The 17623-nt window shown below is 47.7% G+C and carries 16 protein-coding genes; 8 read left to right on the top strand and 8 right to left on the bottom strand.

Translation table 11 applies throughout. The features are described from left to right. The first annotated feature begins 93 nt into the window (after positions 1-93). A complete protein-coding gene (scrK, locus tag AYR61_RS07540; RefSeq protein ID WP_065902457.1) occupies positions 94-969 on the top strand; it encodes a fructokinase ScrK in 876 nt (291 codons plus the stop codon). 285 nt (positions 970-1254) lie between these two features. Further along, entirely contained in the window at positions 1255-3138 is a 1884-nt protein-coding gene (locus AYR61_RS07535; protein ID WP_065902455.1) for a metallophosphoesterase family protein, read from the top strand. 698 nt (positions 3139-3836) lie between these two features. Here the strand turns inward: AYR61_RS07535 and AYR61_RS07530 are convergent. Continuing rightward, the gene (locus tag AYR61_RS07530; RefSeq protein WP_191982232.1) at positions 3837-4472 is read right to left on the bottom strand and encodes a Fic family protein; all 636 of its coding nucleotides are present in this window, start codon (positions 4470-4472) and stop codon (positions 3837-3839) included. Between the two features lie 296 nt (positions 4473-4768). On the opposite strand from AYR61_RS07530, the gene AYR61_RS07525 reads away from it, so the two are divergent. Together AYR61_RS07525 and AYR61_RS07520 are read left to right on the top strand one after the other, a co-directional pair. Continuing rightward, on the top strand, positions 4769-5638 hold the full coding sequence (locus AYR61_RS07525; RefSeq protein ID WP_065902451.1) for a DegV family protein: 870 nt from the start codon (positions 4769-4771) through the stop codon (positions 5636-5638). Between the two features lie 30 nt (positions 5639-5668). After that, positions 5669-5863, top strand: a complete 195-nt coding sequence (locus tag AYR61_RS07520; protein WP_065902448.1) for a hypothetical protein — start codon at positions 5669-5671, stop codon at positions 5861-5863. 946 nt (positions 5864-6809) lie between these two features. Here the strand turns inward: AYR61_RS07520 and AYR61_RS07515 are convergent. The 3 genes from AYR61_RS07515 to AYR61_RS07505 all read right to left on the bottom strand — a co-directional run bounded on the left by AYR61_RS07515 (position 6810) and on the right by AYR61_RS07505 (position 9087). After that, a complete protein-coding gene (locus tag AYR61_RS07515; RefSeq protein WP_083215519.1) occupies positions 6810-7481 on the bottom strand; it encodes a hypothetical protein in 672 nt (223 codons plus the stop codon). 18 nt (positions 7482-7499) lie between these two features. Next, positions 7500-8420 (bottom strand): GH25 family lysozyme, encoded by a 921-nt coding sequence (locus AYR61_RS07510; RefSeq protein ID WP_191982231.1) that lies wholly within the window; start codon positions 8418-8420, stop codon positions 7500-7502. A 91-nt stretch (positions 8421-8511) separates the two neighbouring features. Next, entirely contained in the window at positions 8512-9087 is a 576-nt protein-coding gene (locus AYR61_RS07505; RefSeq protein ID WP_191982230.1) for a C40 family peptidase, read from the bottom strand. Positions 9088-9930: 843 nt separating this feature from the next. Between AYR61_RS07505 and AYR61_RS07500 the strand changes: the two genes are divergently transcribed. After that, positions 9931-10560, top strand: coding sequence for a hypothetical protein (locus AYR61_RS07500; protein ID WP_054708034.1), 630 nt, complete (start codon positions 9931-9933; stop codon positions 10558-10560). A 72-nt stretch (positions 10561-10632) separates the two neighbouring features. Here AYR61_RS07500 and AYR61_RS07495 read toward each other — a convergent pair whose 3' ends face one another. Continuing rightward, positions 10633-11520: a DMT family transporter gene (locus tag AYR61_RS07495; RefSeq protein WP_065902444.1), complete on the bottom strand. Its 888-nt coding sequence runs from the start codon at positions 11518-11520 to the stop codon at positions 10633-10635. Between the two features lie 444 nt (positions 11521-11964). Here AYR61_RS07495 and AYR61_RS07490 point away from each other — a divergent pair, with 444 nt between their 5' ends. From AYR61_RS07490 to AYR61_RS07480, 3 genes are read left to right on the top strand one after another with little or no spacing between them, the layout of a single operon-like run. Then, positions 11965-12561 (top strand): cadmium resistance transporter, encoded by a 597-nt coding sequence (locus AYR61_RS07490; RefSeq protein WP_054708032.1) that lies wholly within the window; start codon positions 11965-11967, stop codon positions 12559-12561. A 53-nt stretch (positions 12562-12614) separates the two neighbouring features. Further along, complete coding sequence (locus AYR61_RS07485) at positions 12615-13040, top strand: EutP/PduV family microcompartment system protein (RefSeq protein WP_065902442.1); 426 nt, start codon at positions 12615-12617, stop codon at positions 13038-13040. A gap of 47 nt (positions 13041-13087) precedes the next feature. Next, positions 13088-13534 carry a flavodoxin gene (locus AYR61_RS07480; RefSeq protein WP_054708026.1) on the top strand — a complete coding sequence of 149 codons (447 nt, stop codon included), beginning with the start codon at positions 13088-13090 and terminating at the stop codon, positions 13532-13534. Between the two features lie 430 nt (positions 13535-13964). Here AYR61_RS07480 and ltrA read toward each other — a convergent pair whose 3' ends face one another. The 3 genes from ltrA to AYR61_RS07465 all read right to left on the bottom strand — a co-directional run bounded on the left by ltrA (position 13965) and on the right by AYR61_RS07465 (position 17568). Next, a complete protein-coding gene (ltrA, locus tag AYR61_RS07475) occupies positions 13965-15347 on the bottom strand; it encodes a group II intron reverse transcriptase/maturase (protein ID WP_065902440.1) in 1383 nt (460 codons plus the stop codon). A gap of 511 nt (positions 15348-15858) precedes the next feature. Next, a complete protein-coding gene (locus AYR61_RS07470) occupies positions 15859-16650 on the bottom strand; it encodes a tyrosine-protein phosphatase (RefSeq protein ID WP_065902438.1) in 792 nt (263 codons plus the stop codon). An 18-nt stretch (positions 16651-16668) separates the two neighbouring features. After that, on the bottom strand, positions 16669-17568 hold the full coding sequence (locus AYR61_RS07465; protein ID WP_191982229.1) for an oxidoreductase: 900 nt from the start codon (positions 17566-17568) through the stop codon (positions 16669-16671). Positions 17569-17623 lie beyond the last annotated feature (55 nt).

Here is a 17623-nt window from a genome sequence, read left to right as displayed (position 1 = left end):
AACCGTTAATTTACACCCTGATTTCTTAGAAGACATGCTATGATAGTGGTAACGAAAACGGTTCCAAAAATACAAGCAAGGGTGGTGGCACCGATGCGCCTAGGAAGCATCGAAGCCGATGGCACAAAGTTTGTCTGTGCTGTGGGCAACGAAAATTATCAAATTGAAGATCAGGTGCAATTTCCAACCACAACGCCGGTGGAAACTTTGCAACAGACGGTCGATTACTTTAAACAGTTTCCGGACTTAAAGGCCATTTCAATTGCGTCGTTTGGCCCCATTGAAATTCGTAAAAATGCGCCAAAATATGGGTTCATTACGGCAACCCCCAAACCCAACTGGTCCAATGTCGACTTCTTGGGCAGACTCAAACAGGACTTTGATCTGCCAATTGTTTGGACGACCGACGTGAACGGCTCGGCCTATGGTGAATACGTGATGTCCGTTCTATATAACGAGCGAATCGATTCACTGACCTACTATACGATTGGTACCGGCGTCGGGGCGGGAACCGTGATCGACGGGAAGTTTGTCGGCGAACTTGGACATCCGGAAATGGGCCATGTGCGGTTGAAGCGCCATCCTGATGACCTCGACTTTAAAGGAATTTGCCCCTACCACGGCGACTGTCTCGAAGGCCTTGTTGCCGGACCAACCTTTGAAGCGCGGACCGGCAACAAGGGTGCCGATGTGCCACTGACCGACCACGTGTGGGATATTATGGCCTACTACATTGCCCAAGCAGCCTTGCAGACCACTTTGGTCATGCGTCCTGCTAAAATCGTTTTTGGCGGTGGCGTCATGAGTGAGGCATTTTTGGATAAAGTACGTGACCAATTTAAGACCTTGATGAATGGGTACCTCGATGTTGGCGAGCTGGCTGATTATCTGACAATGCCACTCGTGGAACATAACGGATCCGCAACGGTTGGGAACTTTGCCTTGGCGTTTAATGCGGTTAATCATTAATCACAGTGGTTGACCCTATAGTTTATATTTGATCCTAATTAAATAACTAGGATGACTTTCAACGGTCTGGTGCGGGAATCGATGTTTGATTCCCGCACCTTTTTTGGCTATCACGCTGAAGCGTTTCAGATGGAACGTGGATAACGTGCACCAGCGCCTACTCTGGAGATGTTTGCAGGGGATTAGTGTTGCTATTTTATATGTCGTTTTTTTGTACGGTCTTCTAGACAACCTAATCGAAACGCGCTATATTGGGCCTTAAATCACACGCAAAGGACCGATGAAATGAGCGACCAACCCTTTAACCAACACAACCACGGTGGGCACACGCCCTATCCAGACGACCACACCTTTATTCTGGCGCAATCGCTGATGATCCGCACCGCGCCGGAATGGACCGCGTTGGCCACCCCACCGCAAACGTTGCCGGCCGGCACACTTGTGCACTACGTTGACCACGTCACCACTGGTCACTACCGATACGTCAAGACAACTGAGGGGACTTATCTGCCAACGGCTGATCTGACAACCAACACCGTGTTTGGTGCCGACAGTGACCCCACTGTCTCGCAGGTGCCAAATCAAACGCCTGTTGTCGGCCATCGATACGCAATGAACGGACTATTTCGAGTGACTCGTAAGACCCTTGCCGAACACAGCGCACCTGATTTCAATGCGCCAGTCAGCCGAACCTTTAAACGTGGTGCGACGCTCCCATATGTCGCCAAATACCGCACTGCTCACCATGGCTGGCTAGAAATTTCGCATGCTGAGGGTGGTAACGGGTATGTCCCCTTTATCCGCTACGTTGCAGGAATAGCCGAGTATTGGGGTCGCGAAAAGACCGGGTCGAAAGGCGTGACCCGTTTAATTGAGCCCTGGACTTACACGCATCCAGAAACCATCACAACTACTGAAGACCCGCGTCAATCCTTAGTACCCACCACCGATGAAAAAACCGGGTTCGATCAGTTAGCCGCCAAAATTGCCCAGGTTGCTGCTTCAGACACCGTTGTCATTGGCCTGATCAATGACACCCATCTTGATAGCTACAACACCGCGCAATCCGCTAACACATTGCATGACCTTAAGGCACTAAGTTATTTCGCCAAAAACTACGGACTGGATGCCCTGGTTGCTAACGGTGACCTCAACGATGGCGTTCAAACGCTCGATCGCACGATTTTAGACATCGACCGGGCAGTTACTGCACTCAAAACCAGTGACACCCCATTCTTCATCACCCAGGGCAACCACGATGACAACTCCGGATTTGCCCGATACGAAAACGGCTACCGCGTTGACCAGGTGCTCTCAAACGTTGCAGCATCCAATTTACGAAATCGTCATGCTTCTGCCAGCCAAATTCGGCCACAAACAAGCGAGCCTGCCTTCTACGGCAAATACCGGGTACCTCACAGCCCAGTCAGTTTGATCCTATTAGATACGTTTGATATCCCCGATTCGTCCTCAGAGGGCTATTTTAAGCGTGATTACGTTGAGGCGCCAACTGGCCTTCACTGGACAGGAATCTTACAAAACATCCGTCATAGTCGTTCCCGGATTCAACAGGCACAGGCAGACTGGTTTAGCCAGACCATGGCAGATTTAGAACCAAATGAACAAGTCATTATTTTCACGCACGACAGCATCCGCTCAGCCGTGACCGATAACGCGGTTGGTCGTTTTTGGACCTACGACTGGTTTGCGAACAATCAACAGGGTGCTTACGTTCAGGTCTATCAAACGATTATCCGTCATCACGCACAAATCATCAGCGTCATGAACGGCCACACCCATGTCGACGATTGGGCGGATGATGACGGTATCAACTGGATCACCACAACTTGCGATGCGCCGGACCGCAGGAAGTCAGCCCACGGGGCGCACGCAACCCCTTCTGACTCAGCCTGGGACGTGCTGGTGATCAACCCAACGCAGCGTCACCTGACACGACTGCGGTATGGTTGGCAGGATGCAACGGGTTCAGTGAGCCGACTTCGGGTGTCCTTGTTTGGCGATGGGACAGATAACAGGGTGCCAAACCTGCACGAAAACCTGAACAAACTGCGTCCAGCGACGGTGACAAGAAACACGATCCTCTACAATCAAACCTCCAAGCAAACCCGCCAAAAATGGCGTGGTTTCCGCGCTCATTTCGACTATTGACCCGCCAAAATTTAAGAACTTTTTTCCTGAAATGACTAGACAAAGTTCTCGAACCACCATATAATATATACGATTTACCGAAACAAGGTAATTCATCAAGCCCGTGAATCTGCTCGGAAACCAGATTTACACCCAAAGCATCCCACCCCTTTCTTTGCATGGATCGGGGAGGGATGCTTTTTTAGAGTAGAGTGCAGAACCAGGGGCGGTTAAAGGGTGGAGCCTAGCTGACTTTGACAGCAAAGGCCCGCCCTTGGCCTTTGCTGTCGAAGTTGGCTAGGTGCAACCCTTTGCCCCGTGTCGCACGTTTCGACTAGATAAAAGTAGAACACCATGCATAGCGGGGCTTTAGAAAAGATAGAATAGAAAACAGAGTGCAGAACCAGGGGCGGTTAAGGAGTGGAGCCTAGTGGACTTTACCCGTAAAAGCCGGGGCTTGGCTTTTGCGGGCGAAGTCCACTAGGTGCAACTCCTTGCCCCGTGTCGCACGTTTCGGCTAGATAAAAGTAGAACACCATGCCAAACGGGTCCTTTCGGAAATCAAAAAAGAAAAGTGCATCAAAAGCTCACTACCTCCATCACACTACCCATCCGTAGTACATATCAACTAGCATACAATCGCCTTTAACACAAAAAAAGAGCCAGCCCTAATTCAAGGCAGCCGACCCATACATACTCGCACTTATACAATCACCAATTCAATTCACCAATCCAAATTCATACAACCACTGCTTCACCATCTCATCATCCCCGCTCAAACAAAAGGCATCCAACAGCTCCCGAAAAACATCGTGTTCGTCAGCCGGAATCGTCAGCACACCGGCGCCTTGACTGAGCAACAGGTTGTTCGCCGCAAACAAAGCAGTCCGCTGATTACCTGACACAAAATACTGGAGCCGACAAATATCTAAAAACAGGTCAATCGCTTGGTCCGTCACCGGTTGCCGGCTGGTCAACAGTTCAATCAGGTACGTCTCACGTTCCGTTTGGTCCGGAATCGGTGGTACCCATTGACTCCTCGGTGCCAAATGACGGATCGTAGCAGTTCGCAACTTACCAGCGCCAGCCACACCGGGACCCACGACAAGCTGATTGATGCGCTGAATCGTTCGAAACGTAAAGGTGTTGGTGTTGATCAGGATAAAACGAAAGGCATCCACCAAATGTAATAACACGTCAATATCGTTTTGATTAAAGGCCTCAGTTGTTGCATAATCAATGATTGCCTGGGCCTGGGCCAGACTCAGATCAACATGTTTAAACTGACTGGCACAGTAAATGAGTTGCGGCTTATGATCAAGCAGCAACTGTTGATTATCACTAATGCTTAGCATTCCGTTATGGGCACTGCTCATCATACATCCACCCCACTTAGCCAATCTGCGCGTTAATAAACAACCGTTAAAAATATTACAGTTATTATAACATGTCATATTCAACGGCCGTTAGTGAAAGCCCTTAACGATTACCAATTTTTTTGACAAGTGTTCACAATTTCGGTATGCCCGTCGACAACTTAATTGAATTTTCTACCTCGGTTCGTTAAACTGGAACTAGTTTTTTACGCAAAATACACATTTTGACACTAACGTATCACTAAAACTAGGAAATTTCGGAGGGTGCTCAACCCATGAAAATTGCAGTGGTAACCGATTCAGCAACGTACCTTGATTTCGAGGACGTCAAGAAATACAACATCCACGTGATGCCCATCACCGTCATCTTTGGCAAGCAGACCTTCCTTGATAACGTTGACATCACAACCGCAGAATTTTATAAGCGCATGGCTGCAGACCCCATCATGCCGTCAACATCACAGATCACCCTCGGGCAAATGCAGGACATGTACGACCAGTTGGCCGATGAAGGGTACGACGCTGTCATCAGTATCCACCTATCATCCGGTATCACTACCTTCTTCAACAATCTTGAACAGTTCGTGCCGAGTGTCACGAACATCAAGGTGTACCCGTTTGATTCAATGATCGCATCAGCTGGCGAAGCTAACTTAGCGTTACTGGCCGCTCGTTTGGTTGAAGCTGGAAAGACGCCGGAAGAAATTATCGCCGCGCTGACCAAGTTTCGCGATACCATTGACGCCTACTTTGTCGTGGACGACCTGTCACACCTCGTTCATACGGGACGCCTTTCAAACGCCTCAAGTCTGGTGGGGAACCTGTTGCGGGTGAAACCGATCCTGACGTTTAACGAAGACGGTCAAATTGTCGCCATCGAGCGTGAACACACGATGCGGCGCGCATATAATGCCATTAAGAAAAAAGTTGCCAACGCTTATGAAACAAGCAAGGTGCCGCTACGGTTCACCGTGATCAACGCCGACAACGCCGAGCGCCAACAACAGTGGGTCACAGATCTACACGCTAGTTTCCCGGACATGGTGATCGACGAATCCATCTTGGGACCCGTACTGGGCGTTCACGTGGGCGCCGGTACAATGGCGGTATTGTGGGCTTATGATTGGCAACAATGGCCGGTGTAGTAATCCTTTAAATGAAAAGAGACAATTAACATGCAATTCTATTCGATTGGTGAGCATAAAGGCGACACAGACTTTATGACCCGAAAAGCGTTTGTGACAAGACTGAGGGAAGAGCTGAAGGTGCCAACAATTGACCTAACGCAGTTTCCAACACCTAAAGACCAAGAACAATATGATCAATTAGTGATCTTTTTAAAGAAGTCTGTGTTGCCAAAGTTAAAGTAACAGTCCAGCGGGCAGAGCCAAAGCAATAAACAGCGGAATTAAATATCAAAAAATAAAGTAACACCCTGTTGCTAACACGTTTCAGCGATTTTAAAGCCCGGTTACAATTGGGTAAAAACATGGACAGGCTCGCAATAATTTTATATAATGAAGTCCGAATTACTATTAAACTCGTAATTCATCAAGCATGTTGCCCGTCTAGAAAACGGGTGACCAGTATAGCACCCCTGTCAGGTTTTGCATGATCTGGTGGGGGTGTTTTTTAGAGTGTGAAGCAAGGCGGGTTAGGGGCGGTGTGTAACGAACTCTGACCGAAAAGTCTGGGCTTGACTTTTTGGTCAGAGTTCGTTACACGTTAGCCCCTTGCCTTGCTGAACACGTTTCGGCAATGTGACATGAAAGCTCGTCGCCAGTGGCACTAAGTAAAGTGAAAATGGACCCCAAGTCTGGCATTTTTGCCAGAGTTGGCTTATGCAGGAGCCCTCTACCTTGCTGAACACGTTTCGGCAATATGACATGAAAGCTCGTCGCCAGTGGCACTAAGTAAAGTGAAAATGGATCCCAAGTCTGACTTTTTTGACCAGAGTTGCTTACACAGTAGCCCTCTGACCTTGCTGAACACGTTTTTACAATGTGGTATTAAAGCTCGTCGCCAATTGCACTCAGTAAACTAGAACACAAAAACGCCCTCAACTAAAATCCAAATCAGGATTTTAAGTTGGGGGCGCTTTATAGTTACGTTGGAAAAAATTGGCTGTGTAATTAACATACTTACTATGGTCCTTGAGAGATAGGCTTTACAAGCTTGTCTTTCTAGGCCACGTAGCCGAAACGAGTTCCAGGAAGCAGAGACCGGCCGCGTAAGAGCGATTAGTGACAAATCCAAACCCGGGATTTCTCACTAATCGCTCTTACACTCTGGTCTCTAACCGCTTCCTTCCACTCTCTACTTATCTCCCTTCAAAGCACTCTTAGCAATCTGCAAAGCCGTGTCCGAAGTTTGACTTGAAACCGTAGAGACCTTCTTATTATTTTGCCAACTGATCTGGTTTGCCTGTGAATCCTGCGCGGTATCGTATACCGTGACAGCACCCTTATCGACATCCTGGTTGGTAATGTTATTCTTCTTCAATTGGTTTGACACCGTTGATGCCACCGTTGATGGCGCGGAATGCGCTAAGGTTGAGGTGTCGGTCACCGTGGTCACCGTCCAATCGCCCTGCTTCCAGTTGAGGATCACGTGGCCCATAACGCCCTGTTCTTCGGCTTTTGTACCGTTTGACAAGGTCACCGCTTGCCCACCGTGCGTAGCAGCTGAAACGTCCGACGCTGCCTTATCAGTAGAAGACTTTGTCTGTTGCTGATAGGTTGCTGTCGTATCGTTGTCATCCGTTGTCTTGTATGTCACCTTCGCGTTGGCGTTAGTCCCACTGACAGAACTGGCCTTTGCCGTTGACCCATCAGAATCGACCTTGGTTGGGACTGATAACTGAGTGGTACTGGTTGCGGAATCCCCCTGAACACTGATCAGTGAGGCGGCCTTAGATAAGCCGACCCCGGCACCGACACAGATTGCCAGAGTGGCAACCGCCGTAATTAGTTTTTGTTTGCGTAACATTGATAGCCCTTCTTTCAATTAGTCTGTGACAGTAGCGGCGTTGGCATTGATGTAGCCGACCCACTTGCCGTTTGAGTACAGTGAGTAATATTTCCGCCCGTTGTAGTGGTTATAGTAGTACTTCGCCGTGTACGTGTTACCGACCGTGGCTGTACCAGCATTTGATGTAAATACTAATGACTTCCAAATGTCATAGCCAGACTTTGTGATCTTGACGGTCTTGTTGTAGCTGATTGCCCGTGATGACAGGAACCAACTCTTGTTACGCTTGTGTTCCTTACTTGCATCAACGTTTTGACCCAATGCACTTGAAGCCCATGAATCGGTGTATTGCCAAAGATCATGGCTGATGGTTGGTTCGCTTGATTGGTAAGCGGCCAACCAGTAACCATCGTACTTGGTCATGGCAGTGTTGGCGTATTCAGTCGCAAAACTGTTGTAGGAATAAAACAGGATCCGTTTGTGTGGCGCCAATGACCGTAATTCAGTGTACCAAGCTGCGGTAGCGCTGTTGGTGGTCCCACTTGTGACGGTCTGATCTTCGTAGTCGTTCACGTAGAAGTCAGCGTCAGGGGCGCGGTTGTAGAGGTCCTTTGCTTCAGTCTTGGCATCTGAGGTGCTCGAGTACTGGCTAAATGAGTAGACCCCATATTCCAACCCGTATTTCTTACATAAGGCTGCGGTTGTTGCAAAGTCTTTGTCCTTGTAGTCGCTCCCGTATTGAACCCGTAGGATGACGTACGGCACTGTTTTCTTCAAATTCTGAACTTCGGTAGCGGTTAGTTTCCCCTGCCACTCTGAGAGATCGGGAATCGAACTGCCAACGGCGGCTTTGGCCGGCTTCGTGGCAATGCTCAAGCTCCCGAACACCACTAAAATTGCTGTAAAGAGCCAGATGATCAGTCGATGACCACCGAGGCGGTTACCTGTCTCACTCACAAAAATCATATCCTTCCTCTATGTTAAACGATAGGGCGCGTGTGAGTCATATCGCGATATCGTTTAACCAATGCATCCTTATCCAAATCAATTATTGGGCTAACGTTTCTGGTCGAGCGTAACCGACCACGTGCCACCATGGTGCCGAAATCGCTTCTGTGATCACACCATCGTCTTGCGCATCCAACATTTTACCGCTGCCGATATACATCCCGACGTGGGTAATGCTGCCGGTACTTGTCCCGAAGAAGGCGAGATCACCCTTCTCTAAGTTCGCCTTCGAGACGTGAGTGTACGTGTTGTACTGTGACTGTGCGGTCCGTGGCAGCGTCTTGTCAGCTGCCTTTTCATATACGTACTGGGTCAAGCCAGAACAGTCAAATGATGATGGGCCAGTTGCCCCATAGCTATACGACTTTCCCAGTTCACTTTTAGCCACGCCATAAACTGTGGCATAACTGGCACCAGCTTTAAGGTACCCGTTCCAGATCCAACCACTGACCTTCCCAGACTTGCTGGTCACGTAGTAGTACAGGTATGTAACGCCGTCTGATTTTTTCTCGTAAAGTTTCTTAGTTGCTTCCCAAGTCGTGTTGGGATAGTTCGATAAGTAGTGGGTCTTACTGCTAAAAGTGACCGTTGAGCTACTGATCGATAAATTGTACATGGCGCCCCGGCGGTACTCTTTTTAACGTATGTCGTGGGCGTCATACTGGATTCCTTCACGTACGTGTCGGCGTGGGCTAAGGTGTGGCCGCTAACGCCAATACCCAGCCCTAGCAATCCCAGTAGTCCGACCTTCATATAGAAATGATGTCCATTCTTTCGTTTCAAAAAAATTCCTCCTCATTTGATACGCTTACTAAGTTACACCTCTTGTGCGACAGGTCAGTTACCAGAAAATATCATGATAGTTAATATTTTGTTTCAAGAATCACGTTTGACACATTCCTGTAACATAAATCGTGATAAACGCTGTTATAGCAACGTTTAAGTGCGTTTTAATTTAAGAATTAGACATTTAGTTAACCAACAGTTAACCCATCTTTGCCATTTTTGTATTAGCCCTGTTAAACCAGGAATACGCACAAGTTAATATCAAAAATACCTTATTGTTTGGCATAGTAATTGTAAATCCAGGGTTATCCGTACCTGTAAATAGCGACAATTAACCTGTTTTGTCTGAACCATAAACGTACGATGACCAGTATTTAATGCCGACAGACGCTGGTCGTTTGAATGACCTGTGATCCTAATCGTCACCAAAGACAACCACTGCTACTGTTTCGTATTAAATGACGTCAAGACCATTTTTCTTACATCTGTGTGTTACGCTACTAAAGCAATAAAATGCGCAACTATACCACTTTACGATTAATGCGCAGCTAAAAATGTTGAAAGCGCTTTATAAATTGTTTCAATTCTATTGACACACCCGTCAAATATTGGGAAAATGAAGATGAACGTGAATTAACTCACGAGATACTTAACCGATTAGGAGGGACTGAACATGATTAGAGACATGAACCCTGAACTCGTTGAACGGCAAGCCCAGCTTGCCTTGTGGCTGCTGGTGCATGCACCCCAACACACGGCCTTAACTGACTTGAAGGATTACTTAAGAACGGATGAAGAGACGCTGCGCCATGATTTAAACCTGGTCTCATCTTACCTGTACCCCTATAAAATCGTGGTGGACCCCACAGACGACCAGAAAGTAGGCGCAGTCGGCCAGGAATCAAACATTATCCGAGCCGTATTGGATCTGTTAAACGCAGCCGCCGTTACCGGTCAATTCACCACCCATTTTTCGATAACCGACAGCGAACTGGAACCCTATTTTACTGACCGGATCGAAGCGCTAACGGCTGTCATGACGGTGCCAGCAGACGCGAAGCAAAAGCTTTACAACTATTTATGGACCGTCGGCATGCGTTACCGGTTCGGTCATGTGAAACGGCCGGCGTTGGCCAGCTACTTCACACCCGCGCAATTGGCCTTGATCTCTGAACAAAAAGAAAGCCACCCCTGGTCGCAACAGACCATTGATGGCTTAGATAAGTTGTTGCCGGAGAACGTGGAACTTCCGATTATTGAAGATTATTTGCTGACGTTACGTGTGTGGCTGTACACGCACTAGCACGACAGTGGTATTGAAGATTGAACCAATAAAAAAACACGTTACGGCTGTTAGTTGCCCGCAACGTGTTTTTTAATTTTTCATGGCATCAAGGGTCACAAACACCGTGCCGATAATCATCAACACTAGAGCAATACCAAACAGAGCCGTGGGCCGCTCGCCTAATAAGAAGAACGAGAGTACAACCGCCAGAAAGGGGGCCACAGCATAGTAAGCGCTCGTTTTGGCTGCCCCGATACTGCGTTGCGCCAAAATGTAGAACACGATGCTGATGCCATAGGCAAAAAATCCAAGGATCAGCGCTGCAATCACAGTCCCAATTGCGGGCCAGCTCTCCCGGAGCGCAACCGAAACAATCAAACTCCCAATACCAACTCCGAGTCCCTTAACGATCACGACCTGCAGCGGATCACGATCCGATAGAACGCGGGTGAGGTTGTTTTCAAGTCCCCAGCAGGCCGTGGCGATGAGCGCCAAAACAGCGCCAAGTGAGAAGGAAAAATGCAGCACGCCGGTCGAACTCAGCAGAATACTGGCAATGGTAATGACCACGATGCCCAATCCCAACTGCTGTGAAATATGTTCGTGGAAAAAGAGCATCGCTAACACTGAAGTGGCGACGATCTCAAAGTTGCCCAGTAGTGACACACTGCCTGCGTCACTCAGCTTGAGTGCCAGGTTCATCAAAATACTGGCAACGATATTAAATCCAATGACGGCAATTAACGCCGTGGTGTCGCTGCGTTTCAACCCGTTAGCGACGTGGTGACCACGGTGCACCAGCGGATAGATCAACGCCGTGCCGATGCCGGTTCCCAAATATAACAGACTCGAAAGGATCGCCACTGGTACCGAGTGGATCAGGAGCTTTGCCAGCGGTGGGTAAAAGGCGTAGAGTAACGCGGAAATTAATGCGTACCCGATGGCGAGTTGGGTGGTGCGTTTTGTGGATGATGTCAAGTATTGAACTTCCCTTCTGAATCGCACACACGGTGCAACGCTTGTTACTATGTAGGATTAACGCACCGTTATCTTCTATTCTACTCGTCATCCCAACGAGACGTGAGGCAAAAATACATACTTCGTCAGTATCACAATTTTGCCACTTACCACAGTGGTCCGCGCCCTTGTTCATCGGGACACTATGGTCACATTTCGCATGGTTCAATTATTTTGTCTCAAGGCTAACAAAATAATCATAATTCAGGCCTGAACTGGTGGCCCGATCTAACGGCTTTCTGAAAACCACGCCTAACGCATTTAATCCTCACAACCCTGATATCAGGGCAGCTTCTTAAATTTTGACAACCGCTAACTGAACAAGATAAGCGCTTGAATATGTGCATCTTATCACTTAAAATGAAAAGATAAGCAGTAAATGAAAGCGGATACAGAGGGTTGAACATGTTAGCACTGATTATTACGGGGGTCGTGTCATTTATCAGTTCAGACCTAGACGACATTGTGGTCCTCACGCTCCTATTTACACAGGAAGAAAAATATAAACACTACCAAATCGTTTTGGGACAACTATTGGGTATCGGCAGCCTAGTCGTTTTCAGTCTACTGATTGACTACGGCCTCAGTTTTTTAACAACGGGATTGCTTAAATGGCTTGGCCTACTGCCAATTTGCTTGGGCATCAAGTACTGGTTTGACTACTATTATCGGAGCAAAACTGACAACAGCAACTTGCCCAAGGCTATCAAATACAATCAGTTTGCCATCATTAAAATCCTGAGCATTTGCCTACTGACCATTTCAAACGGTGCTGATAACATCGGCATCTACGTCCCACTATTTTCCCAATACAATGATGGCGAAACATGGTTAACGATCGCCGTCTACGCGGTCATGACGCTCATTTGGTGCTTCATTGGGTACAAACTAGCCAACCTGCCCGTCTTAAAGAAACGTATTGAGCACTACCGGAAGTGGGTCATCCCACTTATTTTCATTGTTCTGGGGGTTTACATCCTCATTAAAAACAACGCTTTTTAAGCGTTCAGCAACCAATGACATCATTATAACTATTGATATGGAGGCCTTTTATTATGAAGAAGGCAATGTTTATCGGGCCAATTGGGTGCGGCAAGACCACCCTGATTCAGCGATTAAACGAAATGAAGATCCAGTACAACAAAACGCAAACCATCGAATACTACGACAACATCATCGATACCCCCGGCGAATATGTCGAGCATCGATTTATGTATTCCAACCTCATGACGTCTGCCATGGGTGCGGACATTATCGTGTTGATGCAAAGCGCCACTGACCCGCGGGTGATTCTTCCTACCGGGTTCAGTTCAATGTTCAACTGCCCCACCATCGGCATTGTCACTAAGACCGACGTTGCCAACGACAAAGACGTCGCGATCGTCAAGGAGCGGTTAGATGACGCTGGGGCTGATCCCATTATTTCGATTTCGTCTTATACTGATACTAATATTGATAAGGTTTCGGATTTACTTGCTTAGGCACTGTCAAGCCGTTACCAAACACTAAAAAAGAAGGCATTTATTTTATGAACGCACACGTCGTTTACGCAAGTATCACAGGCAATAATGAAGATATCGCTGATATTATTTCAGATCAACTCAAAAAACACGATATCGACGTCAATGAAACGGAGATCTCACAAACAGATGCCGAAGAGCTCTTAGACGCCGACATCTGTGTTGTTTGCCCGTACACCTATGATGAAGGTGCCCTCCCTGAAGAAGGCATGGACTTCTACGAGGACCTGCAGGACCTCGACCTCACAGGCAAAATTTACGGGGTTGCCGGCTCTGGCGACGTCTTCTATGGCGATGACTTCAATAAGGCTGTCGACGAGTATGGCGAGGCATTTAAGGCCGCTAGTGCAACGCAGGGGGCTGAGAACGTGAAGATCGATCTGGAACCCGTAGAAGAGGATGTTGAAACGTTGGCTGCCTTTACTGATAAGTTGGTGGCAGCTGCCGAGAAATAGCATTATATGTGCTGGTTTCAATTGAAATTTGTTCCATGATTATTAGAAACGTAAGAACGCTGACAAAAATTCTATGATGGATTCTTGCCAGCGTTTTCTGAATTGGACGCATTTATGTTCATTAAGTAAACGGCTTCCGCATAGCGGCCTTGACGAAAATACCTTGTTTGGGCGTACTATTTTGTTGGTCTTGCTTGGCAACGTGCGCTACTTTTACATTGCCGAAACGTGTTCAGCAAGGCAAGGGGCGGCCATGTAACGGGCTCTGACCAAAAAGTCAGGCCCGGACTTTTCGGCCAGAGCCCGTTACATTCTGCCCCTTAACCGCCTTGCTTCACACTCTCTAATCGAGTAGGAGGTAATTGATTAATTCAATTACCGACCTCTCACACCACCGTACGTACGGTTCCGTATACGGCGGTTCAATAATTTAAGCACTTTGTATTGACTGGAGTGTCTTGCTCATATTGATGAGTCCAAGGCGTTCCAGTCTTTTGTTTGTCAGAGTATAGGTCAATGTCTTGCTATGCGCAGTTCGCCAATAACCCTTACGGGTATTGGCCATTGTATAAGCACTGGTGCCAGAAAGCCCCAGTTTTACAAGATGATTGACCTTTGTTTTGAGCTTCTTCCACTGTTTCCAAATATACTGGCGAATCCTTGCTCGCAACCATTCGTCTAAGTGACGGATAAAATTGGTCATTTTCCCGACCGAATAGTACTGTAACCACCCACGCATCTTTTGATGAATCTCGTTAAACACCAGGTTTAACGAAACGCCCCGATTGCGCTTGGTCATTTTCCTGAGTGCAGACTTGATGCGTTGCTTGGCCTGCCAAGCAGGTCGCGCATACGCACCTCCTCGACCAACCCCCAAGGAAAATCCCAGGAACTTGGCCCGCAGAGGCGAACTTACTGATGTCTTGTCCTCATTGACGGTGACCTTTAGGTCGCCTTCAAGAAAGCGAGTAACATTAGTCAGAACCCGTTCTCCAGCACGTTTGCTTCGGACATAAATATTACAATCGTCCGCATAGCGGACAAACTTATGACCTCTGGAAGTTAACAGCTTATCCAGTTCGTTGAGATAAATGTTAGCCAAAAGTGGCGATAAGGGGCCACCTTGAGGGGTGCCTTTATCACTTCGTTCAAATAGACCACCATTCATGACACCGCTGGTTAGGAAGCGACGAATGAGATGCAGTATCCATGGATCCGTAATATACTGCTCAATAAATTTAATAAGCAGATCGTGGTTGACCGTATCGAAGTATGCTTTTAAATCGAGATCCACGACATAGTGATAGCCCTGATTGTAGAACTGAACCACTCTATCAATGGCATCTTTAGCACTTCGATTCGGTCGGAACCCAAAACTATTATCTGAGAAGACACGCTCAAATGTTGGCACCATGACTTGCGCCATGGCTTGTTGAACAAGTCGGTCAATCACAGTTGGTATTCCGAGCTTGCGTTTACCACCATTAGGTTTTGAAATTTCAACCCGCTTAACGGGACGAGGCCGATAGGTCTCGTTTTGTAAAGCTTGCAGTAATTCCTGTTTATGTTTCCTCAAGTAGGGCAACAGTTCGTCAACGGTCATTCCGTCTAGTCCTGCTGCACCTTTGTTTCTGCAGACGCGAAGATAAGCCTCGTTCAGGTTATTTCGGTCTAAGACTAACTCTTGAAACTTAGTGCCGTTCATCATCGTATTTTCACCAGAGTCAGTGCTACGCACCCCGACTTGTTCTTGGGCTTCCAGTCCTACTGTCCGCCGGCGGTCAGCTTTTTCTGTATTCTGCGGTTGTTGCACTGTCTCCACCTCCAATATCAATGATGACCTATTATTGTTCAGCCCTTCGTGGCAGATACCACTACTATGGCCTCGGCTGACTCCTGTATCGTTCTGCACCACATCACTGCGATGTTTGTTCCTGTGGCGCTTAGCGCGCCTCTTGTCGGGAACGTACGATACAGGCCTCCCCGGGTAAGAACGCCCACTTTCGTACCATGTCATTGCCAGCTTTACTGCGATGGCCTCGAGTAGTATTGGACTTTGGTTTGTTTGGCAACCTCGTCCGACCAACACAGCCTTATAGCTGATTCTTGTACATCAATGCGGTACTTTGTCGCCGACTTCCTTCAGATTCCACCTCACGATGGACACCCTTGTCATTGACTTGCGGTTCCGACTACTACGGCCCGCAACGGACTTTCACCGTCTAGTTGGCGCCCATGCCGGGCGCACCAAAAAAGGTCTCCTCTCAGTCATTGGCTGAAAGGAGACTTTTATTTGTCCCTATCGCTTATTGCATTTCGATACATTATTCCAAATACGTGTCGCGTAACTGTCTTATGTCAGCATCGCTGAGCTGAACGATATCACGCAGATAAGCTTTGATACCGCCGAACTCATAGTTGATCAACGTCATTGCTTGATCAAAATAATCTTCATTCACCGTGGACAGGTCGCGAATCGAACTGATAAAGTTCTGATTCAAATGCGCCTGTTTTGCGTCACTTATCCGTTGATTTAACCGCTCAACGAGGAAGTTGTTCGTCAGCAGATAATCTTGCTTCACATCCGCCAAAGAAACGCCCAGTGCCGATAAAATCAGCAAACTGGTCAGTCCAGTCCGATCCTTTCCTGCTGAACAGTGAAAGAGGACAGTCTCGTCGTTTCCATAGGCAAGAAGATAGGTAAATACCTGACGCATTGCAGATTGAGAATGCTGATTGATCACAAGCTTGCGGTACACATAGAGCATCCGCAGATAGCCGCTGTGCGCACTACTCGAGTAGAATTGATTTAACTCATTCACTGTTTCAGTGCTCTCAGTGTCATCGTTATCCAGACATGGGAAGTGAATAAAGTCAATTCCCGCTGGAATAAGGTCCGGATACTGTTCGAGTTCCGCGCTAGACCGTAGATCAATATCAACTGTCACCCCATAGTCGAGCAACTGCTGCTGACCAGTGGGCGTCAATTCTGACAAATGACCGGCTCTTATTAATTTATGATACTTGACAGTTCTGCCATCACGCGCGACGTGACCACCGAGATCACGGCAGTTCAGCCCACCTGATATTGGGATTGCCTCATTGTATCGTGTCATTAATATCACCCTTTACCGTTACAAGTTTAATGTGGTGTATGGAATCACCGTGCCAGTCACCCTGGACTCTGGCTGCACACCTGGGTTGCGTACCTGAGCTGGCCAGTTAGGTTGTTTAAGAAACTTACTGCCAACCGCAAACAAGTCACCTGAGGCTCGTTCAAACGCAAATTGTGTACCAAGATGCCCTGCAACCATGATCGGCAAGTCGTCCCCGACTGCCTGTTTCACGATGTCAGTAATTTGCAAATCAGAGAGCGTCTCACATGTAATCGAGGTCTGATCATACTGGCGAAGTGAAAGACTGAGATAATCAATGCCCAGCTTGCCAAGAACCTGCATTAAGAGAAGATCGTCTCCTAATTTCAGCGCACCGGGTTCAAACTCTTCTGGTGAGATCCGATACCCAACGATAAACCCAGGCTTGTGTGCCCGCGCTGTGTCCAAAACGCGTTTAGTCGTTTGGGCACAAAATCGAATGCGGTTTTCGAGTGACCCGCCATATTCGTCAGTCCGCAGATTTGACAATGGTGACATGAACTGCTGGAACAAAAAGGTATTTGCCCCATGCAATTCGACACCGTCAAATCCAGCCTTGATTGCCCGAATAGTTGCGTCTTCGAACTGTTGAATAACCGTTTCAATGTCGGTCTTCGTCATTGCTTTCGGCAGATCAACATCACCATGGGCTGCTTTCACTTCACTTGGTGCAAGGACTGGCGCCCCCTTCGCAGCATAAGCATTTGTCATCCGCCCCGCATGGACCAGCTGCAAAATTGCCTTACTGCCACCTTGATGAATGACCGTTGCAAGCTTTTTCAATCCGTCGATCTTACTGTCATCTGCGACACTGATCGCACCATAGGCAGTATTTGCCGAATCCGAAATGTATGCTGACCCGATAATATCTAGCCCCACATACTTTGCCCGCGCCTTATGAAAATTTAGGTCGTTTAGACTCACCGAACCATCA

Origin of the sequence: Secundilactobacillus paracollinoides (genome assembly GCF_001702155.1) — a bacterium.
GTDB lineage: Bacteria > Bacillota > Bacilli > Lactobacillales > Lactobacillaceae > Secundilactobacillus > Secundilactobacillus paracollinoides.
Note: the sequence above shows the minus strand (reverse complement) of the source record. Positions and strands in the feature narration are given on the sequence as shown.

Excerpts from the sequence above, each read along its gene's own strand:
- scrK (WP_065902457.1), top strand. The coding sequence starts at position 94 with ATGCGCCTAGGAAGCATCGAAGCCGATGGCACAAAGTTTGTCTGTGCT.
- AYR61_RS07535 (WP_065902455.1), top strand. The coding sequence starts at position 1,255 with ATGAGCGACCAACCCTTTAACCAACACAACCACGGTGGGCACACGCCC.
- AYR61_RS07530 (WP_191982232.1), bottom strand. The coding sequence starts at position 4,472 with ATGCTAAGCATTAGTGATAATCAACAGTTGCTGCTTGATCATAAGCCG.
- AYR61_RS07525 (WP_065902451.1), top strand. The coding sequence starts at position 4,769 with ATGAAAATTGCAGTGGTAACCGATTCAGCAACGTACCTTGATTTCGAG.
- AYR61_RS07520 (WP_065902448.1), top strand. The coding sequence starts at position 5,669 with ATGCAATTCTATTCGATTGGTGAGCATAAAGGCGACACAGACTTTATG.
- AYR61_RS07515 (WP_083215519.1), bottom strand. The coding sequence starts at position 7,481 with ATGTTACGCAAACAAAAACTAATTACGGCGGTTGCCACTCTGGCAATC.
- AYR61_RS07505 (WP_191982230.1), bottom strand. The coding sequence starts at position 9,087 with ATGTACAATTTATCGATCAGTAGCTCAACGGTCACTTTTAGCAGTAAG.
- AYR61_RS07500 (WP_054708034.1), top strand. The coding sequence starts at position 9,931 with ATGATTAGAGACATGAACCCTGAACTCGTTGAACGGCAAGCCCAGCTT.
- AYR61_RS07490 (WP_054708032.1), top strand. The coding sequence starts at position 11,965 with ATGTTAGCACTGATTATTACGGGGGTCGTGTCATTTATCAGTTCAGAC.
- AYR61_RS07485 (WP_065902442.1), top strand. The coding sequence starts at position 12,615 with ATGAAGAAGGCAATGTTTATCGGGCCAATTGGGTGCGGCAAGACCACC.
- AYR61_RS07480 (WP_054708026.1), top strand. The coding sequence starts at position 13,088 with ATGAACGCACACGTCGTTTACGCAAGTATCACAGGCAATAATGAAGAT.
- AYR61_RS07470 (WP_065902438.1), bottom strand. The coding sequence starts at position 16,650 with ATGACACGATACAATGAGGCAATCCCAATATCAGGTGGGCTGAACTGC.